13 protein-coding genes and 1 pseudogene are annotated in these 15,383 nt (G+C 70.0%); 7 read left to right on the forward strand and 7 right to left on the reverse strand.

What is annotated here, in order from left to right:
* Positions 1-29: 29 nt before the first annotated feature.
* From AU072_RS12855 to AU072_RS12870, 4 genes are all read left to right on the forward strand, one after another.
* Entirely contained in the window at positions 30-788 is a 759-nt protein-coding gene (locus AU072_RS12855) for a decaprenylphospho-beta-D-erythro-pentofuranosid-2-ulose 2-reductase (protein ID WP_064414125.1), read from the forward strand.
* A gap of 124 nt (positions 789-912) precedes the next feature.
* Positions 913-2,094, forward strand: a complete 1,182-nt coding sequence (gene cbiE / locus AU072_RS12860; RefSeq protein WP_174523749.1) for a precorrin-6y C5,15-methyltransferase (decarboxylating) subunit CbiE — start codon at positions 913-915, stop codon at positions 2,092-2,094.
* On the forward strand, positions 2,091-2,846 hold the full coding sequence (gene cobM, locus AU072_RS12865) for a precorrin-4 C(11)-methyltransferase (RefSeq protein ID WP_064414189.1): 756 nt from the start codon (positions 2,091-2,093) through the stop codon (positions 2,844-2,846). Before cbiE ends, cobM begins: the two co-directional genes overlap by 4 nt.
* Entirely contained in the window at positions 2,846-3,589 is a 744-nt protein-coding gene (locus AU072_RS12870; RefSeq protein ID WP_064414126.1) for a cobalt-precorrin-6A reductase, read from the forward strand. Before cobM ends, AU072_RS12870 begins: the two co-directional genes overlap by 1 nt.
* 28 nt (positions 3,590-3,617) lie before the next feature.
* Here AU072_RS12870 and AU072_RS27620 read toward each other — a convergent pair.
* From AU072_RS27620 to AU072_RS12885, 3 genes and pseudogenes are all read right to left on the reverse strand, one after another.
* A pseudogene (locus tag AU072_RS27620) lies at positions 3,618-4,529 on the reverse strand (VOC family protein); the annotation flags it as partial.
* 187 nt (positions 4,530-4,716) lie between these two features.
* Positions 4,717-5,787: a phosphotransferase family protein gene (locus tag AU072_RS12880; RefSeq protein ID WP_064414128.1), complete on the reverse strand. Its 1,071-nt coding sequence runs from the start codon at positions 5,785-5,787 to the stop codon at positions 4,717-4,719.
* A gap of 94 nt (positions 5,788-5,881) precedes the next feature.
* Entirely contained in the window at positions 5,882-6,640 is a 759-nt protein-coding gene (locus AU072_RS12885; RefSeq protein ID WP_064414129.1) for a DUF2249 domain-containing protein, read from the reverse strand.
* A 58-nt stretch (positions 6,641-6,698) separates the two neighbouring features.
* Between AU072_RS12885 and AU072_RS12890 the strand changes: the two genes are divergently transcribed.
* Genes AU072_RS12890 through AU072_RS12900 form a run of 3 tightly spaced genes read left to right on the forward strand, consistent with a single transcriptional unit; the run spans position 6,699 to position 11,042 of the window.
* The gene (locus tag AU072_RS12890) at positions 6,699-7,397 is read left to right on the forward strand and encodes a helix-turn-helix transcriptional regulator (RefSeq protein ID WP_064414130.1); all 699 of its coding nucleotides are present in this window, start codon (positions 6,699-6,701) and stop codon (positions 7,395-7,397) included.
* Entirely contained in the window at positions 7,390-8,481 is a 1,092-nt protein-coding gene (locus AU072_RS12895; protein ID WP_064414131.1) for a DUF8744 domain-containing protein, read from the forward strand. Before AU072_RS12890 ends, AU072_RS12895 begins: the two co-directional genes overlap by 8 nt.
* Positions 8,478-11,042: a multicopper oxidase domain-containing protein gene (locus AU072_RS12900; RefSeq protein WP_064414132.1), complete on the forward strand. Its 2,565-nt coding sequence runs from the start codon at positions 8,478-8,480 to the stop codon at positions 11,040-11,042. The genes AU072_RS12895 and AU072_RS12900 overlap by 4 nt, the downstream gene beginning before the upstream one ends.
* Here the strand turns inward: AU072_RS12900 and AU072_RS12905 are convergent.
* The 4 genes from AU072_RS12905 to AU072_RS12920 are packed head-to-tail and all read right to left on the reverse strand — an operon-like array spanning position 11,030 to position 15,270.
* The gene (locus AU072_RS12905) at positions 11,030-12,526 is read right to left on the reverse strand and encodes a precorrin-2 C(20)-methyltransferase (protein WP_064414133.1); all 1,497 of its coding nucleotides are present in this window, start codon (positions 12,524-12,526) and stop codon (positions 11,030-11,032) included. The two genes, AU072_RS12900 and AU072_RS12905, sit on opposite strands and share 13 nt — an antisense overlap.
* The gene (locus AU072_RS12910) at positions 12,523-13,149 is read right to left on the reverse strand and encodes a precorrin-8X methylmutase (protein ID WP_064414134.1); all 627 of its coding nucleotides are present in this window, start codon (positions 13,147-13,149) and stop codon (positions 12,523-12,525) included. The genes AU072_RS12905 and AU072_RS12910 overlap by 4 nt, the downstream gene beginning before the upstream one ends.
* 9 nt (positions 13,150-13,158) lie before the next feature.
* A complete protein-coding gene (cobG, locus tag AU072_RS12915) occupies positions 13,159-14,274 on the reverse strand; it encodes a precorrin-3B synthase (protein ID WP_064414135.1) in 1,116 nt (371 codons plus the stop codon).
* A gap of 57 nt (positions 14,275-14,331) precedes the next feature.
* Positions 14,332-15,270 (reverse strand): TauD/TfdA dioxygenase family protein, encoded by a 939-nt coding sequence (locus tag AU072_RS12920; protein WP_064414136.1) that lies wholly within the window; start codon positions 15,268-15,270, stop codon positions 14,332-14,334.
* Positions 15,271-15,383 lie beyond the last annotated feature (113 nt).

Here is a 15,383-nt window from a genome sequence, read left to right on the forward strand (position 1 = left end):
TCACCGTAGCGCAGGACATAATCGCAGCCATGACAGACACGGCTGACTCTCGTTTGCCCTTGGTCGTGGTCTTCGGCGGGCGCAGCGAGATCGGCCTCGAGGTGGCCACGCGTCTGGCGTCCGGGGCGGCGGTGCTGCTGGCGGCGCGCCGCTCCGGCGAGCTGGACGCGGAGGTGGCCGCCGTTGCTGCCGCGGGCGCCGCGGCCGTGCACGTGCGCGAGTTCGACGCCGACGACCTGGACTCGCACGGCCCGCTCGTCGAGTCCATCGTCGCCGAGCACGGCCCGATCGACACCGCGGTGCTGGCGTTCGGCATCCTCGGCGATCAGACCCTGGCGGAGAAGGATCCCGCGCATGCCGCGGCGATCGTGCACACCGACTTCGTCGCCCAGGTCAGCCTGTTGACCGTGCTGGCGGACACGATGCGCGCTGCGGGCGCCGGGGCCATCGTCGCGTTCTCGTCGGTGGCCGGCGTCCGGGTGCGACGCGCCAACTACGTCTACGGGTCCGCGAAGGCCGGGCTGGACGGGTTCTGCAGCGGGCTCGCCGACGCGCTGCACGGCTCGGGGGTGCAGCTACTGGTGGTTCGGCCGGGGTTCGTGATCGGGCGGATGACCGAGGGCATGACGCCCGCGCCGCTGTCCAGCACACCGGGTCAGGTCGCCGACGCCACCGTCCGCGCGCTGGGTAAGGGCCGCGGCACGGTGTGGGTGCCCGCGTCGCTGGCCGTGTTGGCGCTGGCGTTCCGGATGACGCCGCGGTTCGTGTGGCGGAGGTTGCGGCGATGAGCGCTTGCGCGAAGAGCAGAGGGCGGCGATGAGCGCTTGCGCGAAGAGCAGAGGGTGGCGATGAGCGCTTGCGCGAAGAGCAGAGGGTGGCGATGAGCGCTTGCGCGAAGAGCAGAGGGTGGCGATGACGATCATTGTGGTGGGCATCGGCGCCGACGGCATGCCCGGGCTGTCGCCGGTCGCCAAGGCCGAACTCACAAGGGCCACCGTGATTTACGGGTCTGGGCGCCAATTGGCGCTGCTCGACGACACCGTCACCGCTGCGCGCCGGGAGTGGCCGTCACCGATGCTGCCCGCGCTGCGCACGCTGCTCGACGGGGCCGAGGGTGACGTGCACGTGGTGGCCAGCGGTGACCCACTGCTGCACGGTGTCGGCAACTCGCTGATCCGGCTGTACGGCGCCGAGCGGGTCGCGGTGCTGCCGCACGTGTCGTCGGTGGCGCTGGCCTGCTCGCGGGTGGGCTGGGCGGTGCAGGACACCGAGGTCATCAGCCTGGTATCGAGCGCACCGCACACCGCGGTGCGCCGCGGCGGGCAGGCCGTCGTCATGTCGCGCGATCGTTCGACTCCGGCGGCGCTGGCGCGCTTGCTGACCGACACCGGCCGCGGCGACTCCGAGGTCACCGTCCTCGAGCAACTCGGCGGCCCCGCCGAGCGGCGCCGAACCGCCACCGCGCAGGAATGGGCGGCGCGGCCTCCCGGTGACGTCGACGATCTCAATGTGGTTGCGGTGCGCTACCTGCCCGACGAACGGCGGCTCGGAGTGCTGCCCGACGAGCTGTTCGCCAACGACGGGCAGATCACCAAACAACCGGTGCGCGCGGTGACGCTGGCCGCCCTGGCGCCGCGCCCCGGACAGCTCCTCTGGGACGTCGGGGCGGGCTCGGGCAGCATCGCGATCGAATGGTGTCGCAGCGGACCCGGTTGCCGCGCAGTGGCATTCGAACGCGACGAGCGTCGCCGAAAACGCATCGCTGAAAACACCGTCGCATTCGGCGCCCGCGTCGAGGTGCAGGCGGATGCGCCCGCGTCGTTCGACTCGCTACCGGCACCCGACGCCGTCTTCATCGGCGGCGGCATCACTCAACCCGGACTGCTGCAAGCGTGCTTCGATCGGTTGCCGTCCGGTGGCCGGCTCGTCGCGAACGCCGTCACGGTGGAGTCAGAAGCACTTGTCGCCCAATGGTATTCACGATTAGGCGGTGAGCTTCGACGTTTCGAGCACCACCGCGGCGAGCCGCTCGGTGGTTTCACCGGCTGGCGCCCGGCCATGCCCGTCACGCAGTGGGCGGTGGCCAAGCGATGACCGTCTACTTCATCGGCGCCGGTCCCGGTGCCGCCGACCTGATCACCGTGCGGGGGCAGCGACTGCTGCAGCGCTGCCAGGTGTGCCTCTACGCCGGTTCGATCATGCCCGAGGACCTGCTCGCGCTGTGCCCGCCGGACGCGCGCGTCGTCGACACCGGGCCGTTGACACTCGACCAGATCATCACCGAACTCGCCGACGCCCACGCCGCGAACCTCGATGTGGCGCGGTTGCATTCCGGTGATCCGTCGATCTACAGCGCTCTGGCCGAGCAGTGCCGCCGCCTCGACGATCTCGGTATCGACTACGAAATCGTTCCCGGCGTCCCGGCATTCGCCGCGGCCGCCGCCGCACTGGGCCGCGAACTCACGGTCCCCGGCGTCGCGCAGACGGTCACGCTGACCCGGGTGGCCACCCTGTCGACCGCGATGCCGCCGGGGGAGGACCTGCGGACACTGTCGGCGCCCGGCGCCACCCTGGTGCTGCACCTGGCGGCAGCGCAGATCGACACGATCGCCGCGGAGCTGCTGGCCGGCGGCTACCGGCCCGAAACAGCCTGCGCGGTGGTCGCGTTCGCGTCGTGGCCCCAACAACAGGTGGTGCGCTGCACGCTCGAGGATCTCGCGGCGCAGACCAAGGCGGCGGGGATCACGCGCACCGCGGTCATCGTCGTCGGCGACGTGCTGGCGGCCGAGGGGTTCGCCGACAGCTACCTGTACTCGTCGGGGCGGGTGCGGCGGGGGCGGCACTGATGCGAATCCTGTTGCTGGGCGGCACATCGGAGGCCCGCGCACTCGCCGCACGGCTGCACCCCGACATCGAGGTGATCAGCTCACTGGCCGGGCGGGTACCCGACCCCGCGCTGCCGGTCGGAGAGGTGCGCGTCGGCGGGTTCGGCGGCATCGACGGCCTGCGGAGGTGGGTGCGCGACGAACAGGTCGACGCCGTCGTCGACGCCACGCATCCGTACGCCGCGACGATGACCGCCCACGCCGCGGCCGTGTGCGCCGAGCTACGGTTGCCGCACCTGGTGCTGGCGCGGCCCCCTTGGCCGGTCGGCGACGCGGTCGTGGTCGGTGACGATCGTGAGGCCGCGAAGGTCGTTGCCGCCGAAAGATTTCAGCGGGTCTTTTTGACCACCGGCCGATCCGGGGCCGCGGCGTTCCGCGACATCGACGCGTGGTTCCTGATCCGCGCCGTCACCGCACCCGATGCGGAGGACCTGCCGTCGCGGCATCAGGTTGTGCTGTCGCGCGGACCATACCGCTACGACGACGAGTTGGCCTTACTGCGTGAGCACCGCATCGACGCGTTGGTGACCAAGAACAGCGGTGGGTCGATGACGCGACCCAAGCTGGACGCCGCCGCCGCGCTCGGGATACCGGTGGTGATGGTGGAGCGGCCACCGCTGCCCGCCGGGGTGACGACTGTCGCCACGGTGGACGAGACGCTCGACTGGGTGGCGGCGATCCGGAAGGCACGGACCAGCGACTGACCGCAGCGCTCACTGCCCCGCAGCAAAAGTGGGCACCGATCATCAGGGCTGCGAGATCGTCGGGTTCGAGGAACGACGGCGGAGGCGGCGGCCCCCAGGCGTAGAGGCCCTGCAAACCGTGCAGCACCTCGGGGCTCCACAGTTCGTCCTCGGGGACGGTATCCATGTCGGAGTAATACTCCGAGAAGTTGCCCGCCGGATCTTTCAGGTACCAGAAGAAATTGGCGCCCGCATAGTGGCGGCCGAGACCCCAGATGTGGCGTTCGGGATGACCTTCCAGCATCGACTGAGCACCGCGGCCGACCTCGTCGATGTCGTCTACCTGCCAGCTAGTGTGATGCATGAAGTTGACCGGCGCAGCCATGACCAAGAGGTTGTGGTGTTCGACGGAACAGCGCAGGAAGGCGGCTTTGTCGCCCATATAGTCGCTGACTTTGAAGCCCAACCCGTCGACGAAGAACCGCATCGTCGTTTCGAGGTCGACGGAACCGATCACGGCGTGACCCAGCTTGCTCGGCTGTACCGGCCCCCGCCGAGCAATGAAAGGTGCGCGGCCCCAACGGTCGATGCGTCCGGGGCCGTTGTACGCGGTGGCAGCGACGGCTGGTTCGACAACGATCCGGGGCCGGATCTCGACGGTGACCCGAGTTCCCGTAACGGGTTCACACGCCGAGCACATGATCGTCGAGCAATGCACCTCGGCGCCCAAGGTGGCGAGCCGCGTGGCGGTGCGTGCGACGTCGTCCTCGTCATCGGCTGCGATGGTCAGCTCGACTAGCCGGCGCCTAGGCGTATGCATGATTTTCAGTTGGTCACCCCCGTTGCGGGTGGCGAACACGCCGCCCCCGCGGTGCGTGAGGCCGAATTCGCGGTAATAGGCGACGGTTTCGTCGACATTTGGTACGCCGATGGTGGCTTTGGCCAAGCCGTGCAATGCCATGGTGCTCCTATCAAATGGCGAAGGTCCCCGATGTCCTCGATCCAGCGATCCCGAAGACTTCAACGTTGCAGGGCTCGATACCGTTCACAGCGGGTTCGGCGGTGCCGCGGACCTGCAAGCGGGGAGCAGTAGCCGCCTCGAATCGCCCGCGGTCTGCGGGCACCGGAGTCTTACTGCGTCGGCTCGCCTACCGGTAGGACGCGATGAGCTCCAGGGTCTGCAGTTCGCGGATGGCCCGGCAACCGCGACTCAACATCGCCAGCATCATCTCGTCGCCGCGCTCGGTCGACGTCGCGAACGCCGTGCCGAGCGCCACGAGCAGTGGCGCCTGCACCAAGCCCAGGCGGTAGTCGGTCCAACAGGTTTCGAGGTCGTAATCGCCGACGCCGTAACCGATCAGAGTGCGGTGGTAGCGCTCGACGAGGTCGCGCTCGATCTGCGCACGCACGGACGGGTCGAGGCTGGTCGCGGTGAAGTACGCGAGATCGCGCGCTGGCAGGCCGATGCCGATGGTCTGCCAGTCGACCACCGTGATGCGGGTGTGGCCGGGGTCGAACAACATGTTGTCGAGCCGGTAATCACCGTGCATCAATGCATAACGGTCCGGCTCGGCCATCAGCCAGTCGGTGACCGAAGCCATTGCCGCGGACAGTGTTTCCTGGTCCTCGGGGCTGATCGAAGACCCGAGGCGGTCGATCACGATGCCGGCGGCCATCTTGCAGACGTCACCCATGCCCGTGGCCGCTTCGGTGTCGCCTGGCTTCGGCATGACGATGGCGGACAGATCCATCCACTCGGGCTCGCACCAACTCGGGCCGTGCAGCCCGGCCAGCGCTTCGACGGCAAGCTGCGCCTCGACAACACTGCACCCGGCGATCTGGTCGCCCTGCACCGCGGGCGCCATATCCGCGAGCAGGAGGACGACGTCGGTGCCGTCCTCGGAGATGTCCTGATGGAAACTTCGCGGGACGGGGATTCGCATCCGGTCGGCGATCAGCGAGTAGAACTCGACCTCGGAGCGGTATCCCAGTGCCACCCGCTCACGCACCGCGTCGTCCTGCGCAGACAGCTTGATCGCGAACGTGGCGGGCAGGTCGGTGGCCGCGCCGTATGTCGCCGACACTCGGTACGTGGCGCCGGTCTGGCCCGTTCCGATCGGCGTGACCTCGACGGTGTCGACGTCAGTTCCCAGCACTGATCCGAGCCACGCGGGCGTTACATCTTCGGGCCCCCGTGGAATGGCGAGTACGGATGTCACGCGCCGGACATTAACACCCTCGACCGTCGCCAGCGCTCACCCTTGTACGAATCAAGCCCCGCCGATTCTGTACCGGCTGAGCGCTCGCGGCACGTCAGATGCGGGTGAGGCGAAGCCTCCAGGCCTCCGGCCCGCGTTCGACGTAGTCGAACGAGATCCGGCCGGCTGTGCGGTCGTGCAGCTGGTGCAGCAGCGGCACCGGGTCGTGAGGCGCGACGAGCACCATGCTGGCGCCGACCGGAACCGCGTCGAAAGCGCCGAACACCGTGGCGTGCCGGATTGAGTGCGGCACGTCGCGTACGTCGAGCACGGGTTCCTCGGTGTCGGCTCCGCAGCCGCAGCTGTGGCCGCCTTCGGCATGGTGGTGGCCGCCGATCAGTTCGTGCATCCCGTCGAGGGAGTCTGCCAGCGAGATTTCCGGGTCGGAGGCGACGATCGGCAGGATCCGGTCGTTCTCGTCGACGAGGTGGGCCTCGAACACGACCCGCAGCGCGTGCCCGGCCGCGGCCGCGCGCACGGGTGACTGCTCGGTGCGAATCCGGTCCACGAGACCGCCGATGACGCGGTGCGCGGCGATCATCGACTCGATCAGCGGCCGGGCCCGTTCGGTATGGGCGGCGGCGGGGTAGAGGCGAGCCTCTTCGGCTGTGGCGTGCGGCAGCAACTCGTCGGTCAGGAATTCGACGGCCGCGGCGCGCGCCGCTTCGAAACCGGCGCCGCGTTCGGCCGCCGACACCATCGCCTCCGTCAGCGCCTTGAGGTGTCCGGCCAGCTCAGCGTGGTGATTCTTGACCGTCTCGGCCGCCTCCGCGTCCGCGGGTGTGGTGGCGACGATCAGTTCGTTGACAGTCATGATGGATTCCTTTCGGCTGTGCTGGCCCTACAGATAGCAATTTACTACAATAATTTCCGTGGTAAATAGCGCACCGCCGCTCGGGCCCTCACCGGCGCCTTCGGCGACTGGTCCGGTGCCCTTGTCGGGGCAACGGTTGAGGGTGCTCGAGCATGTGCGCGCGCACGCCCCGGTCCGCACGGTTGAGGCGGCGGCGACCCTCGGGCTGCACCAGAACACCGTGCGCGAGCACCTGGACGCGCTCGTCGACCTCGGCCTCGTCGAGCGCGCCACCGAACCTGCCGCGGGGCGCGGCCGGCCCGCCGCGCTGTATCGGCCCTCGGCGGCCGACCCCGCGGTGCGGGTCCGTGACTACGCGGGTCTTGCCACCGCCCTCGCCGGGCATCTCGCCCGCACCAGCGCCGACCCCGAACGCGACGCCCGCGCCGCCGGCATCGAGTGGGGGCGCGAGTTGGCCGACGAGGTGGCACGTACCGACAGTGACCCCCGAGGCGCCGTGCTCGACGCGCTGGCGCGACTGGGCTTCGCGCCCGACGACGAGGGTGCCGAGCGCGGGGTGGCGCTGCGGCGCTGTCCGCTGCTCGAGGCCGCCCGCCGCTACCCGAGCGTGGTCTGCCAGGTCCATCTCGGCATCGTCGAAGGGTTGCTGCAGAGCATCGACGCGCCGACCGGGCCCGGCCTGGACCTGATTCCGTTCGCCGAACCCGGCGCCTGCCGGTTGTTCCTTCCCGATCCGGTGGTGAAAAGCCATGGCTGAGAACCGGATTCCCGCTCGGGCACTGCTGCTGATTCCCGGCGCATTCGCACTGCTGGCCGGGCTGGACGCGGGGCTGTTGCGGCTCGGACTGCCGGCTCCGATCGACACCGCGAGATTGGCCGACGTGCACGGGATTCTGCTGGTGCTCGGCTTCGTGGGCACCGTGATCGCGGTGGAACGCGCGGTCGCGTCGGGCCGACGGTGGTGCTACCTCGCTCCGGCGTTCCTGGGCCTGGGCGCCGTTCTGCTCGTGAGCCCGGCGCCGCGCCGCGTCGCCGACCTCGCCCTGCTCGCGGGGGCTGCGCTGCTCGCAGCGGTATACGTGCCGCTGTGGCGGCGCAGCTGGGATGCGGCCGTGCTGGTGCAGGCGGCGGGCGCTGTGCTGGCGACGGGCGCGGCGCTGCTGTGGGCCGCCGGGCTGCCGGTGTCCGACCTGCTGGGCTGGCTGACCGGATTCCTCATCCTGACCATCGCCGGAGAGCGCCTCGAACTGGCCAGGGTGGCGATGCTCGGCACGAACGCCGAAGTCCTGCTCGTCGCGTCGTCGGCGGCCGTGGTCCTCGGTGCTTTGGCTCAATTACTCTGGCCGACAGTTGGTTTCGCGCTGCTCGGCGGTGCGATCCTGGGCATCACCTGCTGGCTGCTGCGATTCGACATCGCCCGGCGCACGGTCCATACGACAGGGCTGACGCGGTACATGGCCGTGTGCCTGCTGGCCGGATACGCGTGGCTGGCGGTGCCGGGCCTGACGTGGCTGGTGGTGGGTCCCGTGCACTCCGGTGGCGGCTACGACGCGGTGGTGCACGCGGTGATGCTCGGGTTCGTGCTGTCGATGATCATGGCGCACGCACCGGTCATCATGCCTGCGGTGCTGCGCCGCCCGGTTCCGTACACCCCGGCGATGTACGGTCCCGTCGTGTTGCTGCACGCATCGCTGCTGCTGCGGGTGGTCGTCGGAGACGTGCGCGGTGTGGAGTGGGCGCTGCAGGCCGGCGGGGTGCTCAACATCGTTGCCGTGCTCGCCTTCGCGGGGGTTGCCGTTCATGCGGCGACCCGCCGCCGGCCGATCGGGGTGCCGGCATGAACCGCTCCCGGTGGCACCTGCGGGTCGGATCGATCGTATTCGCCTGGCTCACAGCACTTGTGGTGATTGCGATCGTTCACAGGTCGGTGCCGGCGTCGGGCTGGCTGCTGATCCATCTGCTCGGCCTGGGGGCGGCGGGTAACGCGATCCTCATCTGGAGCCGACACTTCGCCGATGCGCTTCTGCGTCGTCCGCCGGACTCCTCGCGGGCCGGGCAGGCCTGCGCCCTCGCGGCCTTCAACCTCGGCGCGGTCGCGGTGGTCGCCGGCATGGTCCTGTCCTTCTGGCCGGTGGTCCTGGCCGGTGGCATCGCGGTCGCCACCGTCGCGCTGGCCCACGCCGTCACGTTGGTGCGGCAGTTGCGCTCCGCGCTGCCCTCACGCTTCGGTGACACCGTTCGCTACTACGTCGCTGCCGCAGCGCTGCTGTCGATCGGGGCGGGACTGGGTGTGGCGATGGCCAACTCGACGCTGCCCGGCGCCCTGCACGACCGGTTCGTCATCGCCCACGCGGCGGTCAACTTGTTCGGTTTCATCGGGCTCACGGTGCTGGGCACGTTGGTGACCCTGTGGCCGACGATGCTACGCACCCGGATGGCCGACGGAGTCGAGGTCGCCGCCCGGCGTGGGTTACCCGGGCTGGTAGCGGGATTGACGGTGGCTGCGTCGGGGGCGGTTGCCGGTTCGCCGGTGATGACCGCCACCGGGGCGCTGGCCTATCTCGCGGCGACGCTCTACGTGCTGTGGCCGCATCTCGACGAATTGCGGCGGAAGCGACCGGGAAGTTTCGCGACGCTGTCGGTGCTGTGCGGGGTGGTGTGGCTGGTGGGCTCGCTGAGCTACGCCGTGGTCGCCTTCGCCACCGCGCCGACGTGGCCCGCTCTGCTCGACAGGGCCGGTCCCCTCACCGTGGCGGTGCTCGCAGGGTTCCTGGTTCAGGTGCTGTTGGGCGCGCTGAGCTATCTGACCACCATCGTCGTCGGCGGACGCGCCGCTTCCATCGCGGCGACAACCGAATTGGAACGCGGCGCACCGTGGCGGCTCGCGGTCGCCAACTTCGCGCTTCTGTTGTGTGTGCTGCCGACGCCGAGCCTGCTGCGGGTGGCGGCGTCGGTCTTGGTGGTGACGTCCTATGCCGCGTTCCTGCCGCTGTTGGCCCGCGCCGTGTGGCGGGCACGCAGGCTGCGTGAGACGCCGTCGACGCCGGGACCGCCGCCGTCCGGACCGCCGGTGCGACAGCGGCTCGGCGTCGCCGCCGCCGGACTGGCCGTCGTCGTGCTCACGGCAGCGGCCGCGGTGGCCGCGGACCCGTCCGCGACCGGCGTCGCGACGGCCCCGTCGGCATCGGTGCCCGCGACCGGACAGACCACCCGGGTCGAGGTGCGCATCGAAGGAATGCGCTATGTGCCCGACAACATTTCGGTACCCGCCGGCAACCGCTTGGAGGTCACACTGGTCAACAGCGGATCCGACCACCACGACTTGGTGCTGTCGAACGGGACCAGGACCGGCCGCCTCGCGCCCGGAGAGCAGGCCGTCCTCGACGCCGGGGTGATCGGCGCCGACCTCGATGGGTGGTGCTCGATCGCCGGGCACCGCCAGATGGGCATGACGATGTCGGTGCGCGCGGATGGAATCCACCATCCGGGACACCATGAGACGGCGCCGGAATCGATCGCCGGCGACGACGTCGCGCGCAGCCTCACCACGCGGCCGGGGCCCGGCTTCAACCCGCGTGACGCCGCCTTGGCCGCCGCGACGCCCGCTCACCGCATCACGCTGACGGTCACCGAGACGACGCGGGAGGTGTCACCGGGAATCACGCAGCGCCAGTGGACGTTCGGCGGCTCGGCGCCCGGACCGACGCTGCGGGGCAAGGTCGGCGACGTCTTCGAGGTCACCCTCGTCAACGACGGGACGATCGGGCATTCAATCGACTTCCACGCCGGGGCGCTCGCGCCGGACGTGCCGATGCGCACCATCCGACCCGGCGAACGCCTGGTCTACCGGTTCACCGCGACCCGCGCCGGCGTGTGGATGTATCACTGCTCGACGATGCCGATGTCGGTGCACATCGCCAACGGCATGTTCGGGGCGGTCATCATCGACCCGCCGGACCTCGCCGCCGTGGATCGCGAATACCTTCTCGTGCAGTCCGAGTACTACCTCGGCCCGCCGGGCGGCGAAGTGGACGCCGACAAGGTCGCCGCCGACAAACCGGACCTGGTGGTGTTCAACGGCTACGCCAACCAGTACGACCACGCGCCGCTGACTGCACGCACCGGGGAGCGCGTGCGAATCTGGGTGCTGGCGGCCGGACCGAACCGGGGCAGTTCCTTCCACATCGTCGGCGGCCAGTTCGACACCGTGTGGTCCGAGGGTGATTACCGGCTGCGGCCGGGTCCCGGTGGCGCGCAGGCCCTCGGATTGTCAGCGGCCCAAGGCGGTTTCGTCGAGCTGAGCTTCGATCAGCCCGGGCGCTATCCGTTCGTCACCCACGCGATGATCGACGCCGAACGCGGCGCTCACGGGATCATCGAGGTCACCCGTCACTCCGGATAGCGGCGCGGTGTGAACACCCGGTCACCGTCCTCGGAGTACCACTGTGTCTGCGACGAGCCGATGATCAGCAGGCAGCGCATGTCGACGTCGGCGGGGTCCAGGTCCGCCAGGCGCACCACCGTGACCTCCTCGCGGGGGCCGGACACGTCGCGACCGATCACCACCGGGGTACCCGGATCGCGGTGGTCGAGCAGCAGGTCGCGCATCGCACCGACCTGCCAGGTGCGGGTCTTGGACGCCGGGTTGTAGATCGCCAACACCAGGTCGGCCTTTGCGGCTGCGGTCAGCCGGGCGGCGATCACATCCCACGGTTTGAGCCGGTCCGACAGCGAGATCACCGCATAGTCGTGACCCAGCGGCGCGCCGACCCGGCTGGCGACGGCCTGCGCCGCCGTCATCGCCGGAATCACCCGCACCGAGATCCCCGGCCACTGTTTGGCCTCCTCGAGCACCGCGGTCGCCATCGCGAAAACCCCGGGGTCGCCGGACGACACGACCGCGACGGCCCGGCCCTGCTCGGCCAATGTGCACGCCAACCGGGCCCGGGCGGGCTCGTCGGTGTTGTCGCTGGGGTGCTTGCGTTGGCCGGCCCGGTTGCCGACCCGGTCGAGGTAGGGGCCGTAACCGATGAGGTCGGTGGCCGCGGCGAGTTCACGACGGCACTGCGGGGTCATCCAGTCGGTGCTGCCCGGACCCAGGCCGACCACCGCGACGCTCCCGGTCGGCGTCTGCTGGTCGCGTCGGCCCGGCAGCATCGCCAGCGAGAAGTACGGGACGGTGGCGTCGTCGACCTCGCCGGCGCCGAGCACCCGCTGCCGTGAGGTGCTGGCCCGCTCGACGTAGAACGCGTCGTCCAACCGACCGGTCGCCGAGAGCGCTTCGCGCACAACCGGATACGACCGTCCGAGTTTGAGCATGACCGCCGCGTCGGTGTCGGCGAGCCTGCGTGCAAGCTCGTCGGCGGGCAACGTGCCCGGCAGGATCGTCAACACCTCGTCGCCCTGGACGAGGGGGGTGGCCACCGCCGCCGACGCCGCGCTGACCGACGTCACTCCCGGCACGATGACCGCGTCGAACCGTTCGGTGAGCCGCGTGTGCATGTGCATGTAGGAGCTGTAGAACAGCGGGTCACCCTCGGCGAGCAGCGCGACGTCGCGCCCGGCCTCCAGGTGGGCGGCGATGCGGTCGGCGGCCTCACGGTAGAAGTCCTCCATCGCCCCGGCGTAGCCGCCGGGGTGGTCGGTCGTCTCGGTGGTGACCGGATAGACGAGGTGCTCTTCGATCTGACCGGGCCGCAGGTACGGTTCGGCGATACCGCGCGCGATGCTCTTGCCGTGCCGCGCGCTGTGGTATGCCACGACGTCGGCCTCGCCGATCACCCGTGCCGCCTTGACCGTCACCAACTCCGGGTCTCCGGGACCCAGCCCGACGCCCCACAATTGTCCTCTCGCCGCCTCCGGCGACTTCTCCCGTGTGCCGCTCATTCCCGTTCCGTCGCAATCGCATTCACGGCCGCAGCGGCCATCGCGCTGCCGCCTCGGCGCCCAGTGACCACCAGATAGGCCATCCCGCGGGGGCGGTCGATGAGTTCCTGTTTGGACTGCGCCGAGCCGACGAAGCCGACCGGACCGCCGAGCACCGCCGCGGGAGTCGGAGCGCCCTCGTCGAGGAGTTCGAGCAGCCGGAACAACGCGGTGGGCGCGTTGCCGATCGCCAGCACGGCACCGGCGAGCCGGTCGGCCCACAGGTCCACGGCCGCCGCGGACCGGGTGGTGCCGAGGCGCGCGGCGAGGTCCGCGGCGCGCGGGTCGGCCACCAGCGAGACCACCTCGTTGTCGGCGGGCAGCCGCGACCGGGTGATCCCCGCGGCGACCATCGACGAGTCACACAGCACCGGGGCGCCGGCGCCCAGCGCGGAGTGGGCGCGGGTAACCACGTCGGGACTGAATGCGACGTGGTCGGCGACGTCGACCTGGCCGCAGGTGTGGATCAACCGCACGACCACCCGGGCGACATCTGTGGGAAATCGCGTCAGGTCCGCCTCATCGCGGATCGTCGCGAACGACTGCCGGTAGATCTCCCCGGCGTCGCGGATGTAGTCGAGCACGCGATCACCCTACGGGTGAGCGTCGCGCGTCCGGTATCCGTCTCCGGTTGCCACCAGCACCTCACCGGTGGGCGGGCTGCCGCAGGCCCGGTCGCATCCGACGAAGTGCCGGTGGCCCGCGGCCGGCTCGTCAATGGCCGCGACGGCGTCCGCGCGGACGTCGGCGCGCGAATGCTCACAGCCGGGGCGTCCCGTGCACGCGCTGACCGACAGCCAGGGCGAGTTCTCGTCGAACACCAGTCCCAGCGGCGCCAGCACCCGCAGCGCGACGTCGGCGACGTCCTCGGCGAGGTCGAAAACGAGCACCGAGCGCCACGGCGTGATCACCATCGGCGCCTCGATCGCGGCGAGAAACTCCGCCGTCCGGGAGGGCAGCACACCCAGCGGGACCGCGGCGCCCAACGCTATGCGGCCGTCGTGCTGTTCGAGCCAACCGACGGGCGGCCGGGTGACCGCGGGCCACGTCACACCCGGGTCCACGGTCGGCGACAATCCGCCCAGCAGCACCTCGGTATCGCTGAGTTCCTTGACGCGCCAAGCATTCCCGCGTATAGCGGCGAAGCGTCGGGCCACATCGACCATCGTCGACACCGCTGTGCGCATCCGCAGCCGGACGCCGGTGTCGCGCCCGGCCACCAGCAGTGCGGCGTCAGCGGCCTCGACGTGTACGCCGACGTCGGGGGCAAGACCGGAGATGTCGCCGCGGCCGTCGTCGATGCCGAACAGAAACCGCCCGGGCAGCGTGGCCAGGTCCGCGTCGGCCTGGATGGCGCCGTCTAGTTCGCTGATCAGCCCACGGATGTCGGCGGTCGCGCCCACCCGCCCCGACAGCGGTGAGGCGACGATGTTGCGCACGCGCTCGTGGGTCGGCGAGGGGAGCAACCCCGCCGCGGCCACGGCCTCGGCGACCGCCCCGGTGTCCGTCACGCCGCGAATCTGAAGGTTGCCCCGCGACGTGAGTTCCAGCGTGCCCGCACCCCAGTCGGTGGCCGCCCGTGCCAGGGCCTCCAACTGCGCTGCGGTGATCAGCCCGCCCGGCAGCCGCACCCGCGCCAACGCGCCGTCCGCCGCCCGATGCACCTGCAGCGCACCGGGGCAGGCGTCCTGGTCGCGGATCCTGGCCACGAGTTCACGGTAGTCCGCGGGTGTCTGCCGCGAACACGGGCAGCGCCACAGCCGTGATCAGCTGGCCAGGGCCGCGGTCTGCCCGCTGCGGGCACTGATCACCGCCGAATATGCCGAGGCGTCGCCGACGACGGCGCGACTGGACCTGCCGTGGATGTCGACCGGGATGTCCCCGGCCAGGGTGATGCGGTTGAGCCGGCGGTACTGGTCGTCGTAGTCGGCGACGGCGTAGTGCTGGGTTGCGCGGTTGTCCCACGCCGCGACGTCGCCGAGTTGCCAGTCCCACCGAATCGTGTGCTCCAACTTCGTGATTCGCGCCTGGAGCAAATTGAACAGGGTGGCCGACTCGGTTGATCCGAGCCCGACGAAGTTCTTGACGAAGTGGCCGAGCAGCAGCACCCGCCTGCCAGTCTCCGGGTGTACGCGGACCACGGGATGCTCGGTTTCGTAGTAGTCGGAGACGAATTCATCGCGATACGACTGCTGCTCGGCGGTGGGCGCTGCGTCCGGCTCGTCGTGCAGTGTGGCGTAGTCGTACTGGTTGGTGTGCACGGCCCACAGGTTCTCGGCCAGCGCTGCCAACGGCGCCGGAAGACGGTCATACGCGGCTTCGGTGCTCGCCCACGTCGTCGTGCCGCCGTACGGAGGCAGCGTGATCGCGCGCAGGATGGACGCTTTCGGGATCCGGTCGACGAACGTCACGTCGGTGTGCCAGCTGTTGGCCTTGTCGTAGCGGGAATCGATGGGCAGGAAGCGCTCACCGCGCGAGGTCACGGTCGGGTGTGCGGCGGTCGGGGTGCCCAATGCCTGCGCGAAGGCGAGCTGACCGTCGTCGTTTAGGCCGTGCTGGTCGCGGAAGAAGATCACCTTGTGGTCGAGTAGGGCCGAGTTGATCGCCGACGCGGTTCTCGCGTCGACTCCAGCGCTGAGGTCGACGCCCTCGATCCGGGCGCCGATGTGAGCGCCGAGCTTGACCACCCGCAGAGATGACGGCACGGGGAACCTCCAGACGATGCATGAAACGTGGTGCTCACATTCGTCTCCGGGAGGTGTGACGCCAACCGTTCGACTCAGCGCGAATCGAACCGGGCAGGTGTTTCGGCTGGATC

It is taken from the genome of Mycolicibacterium novocastrense, from assembly GCF_001499835.1.
GTDB classification, from domain to species: domain Bacteria; phylum Actinomycetota; class Actinomycetes; order Mycobacteriales; family Mycobacteriaceae; genus Mycobacterium; species Mycobacterium novocastrense.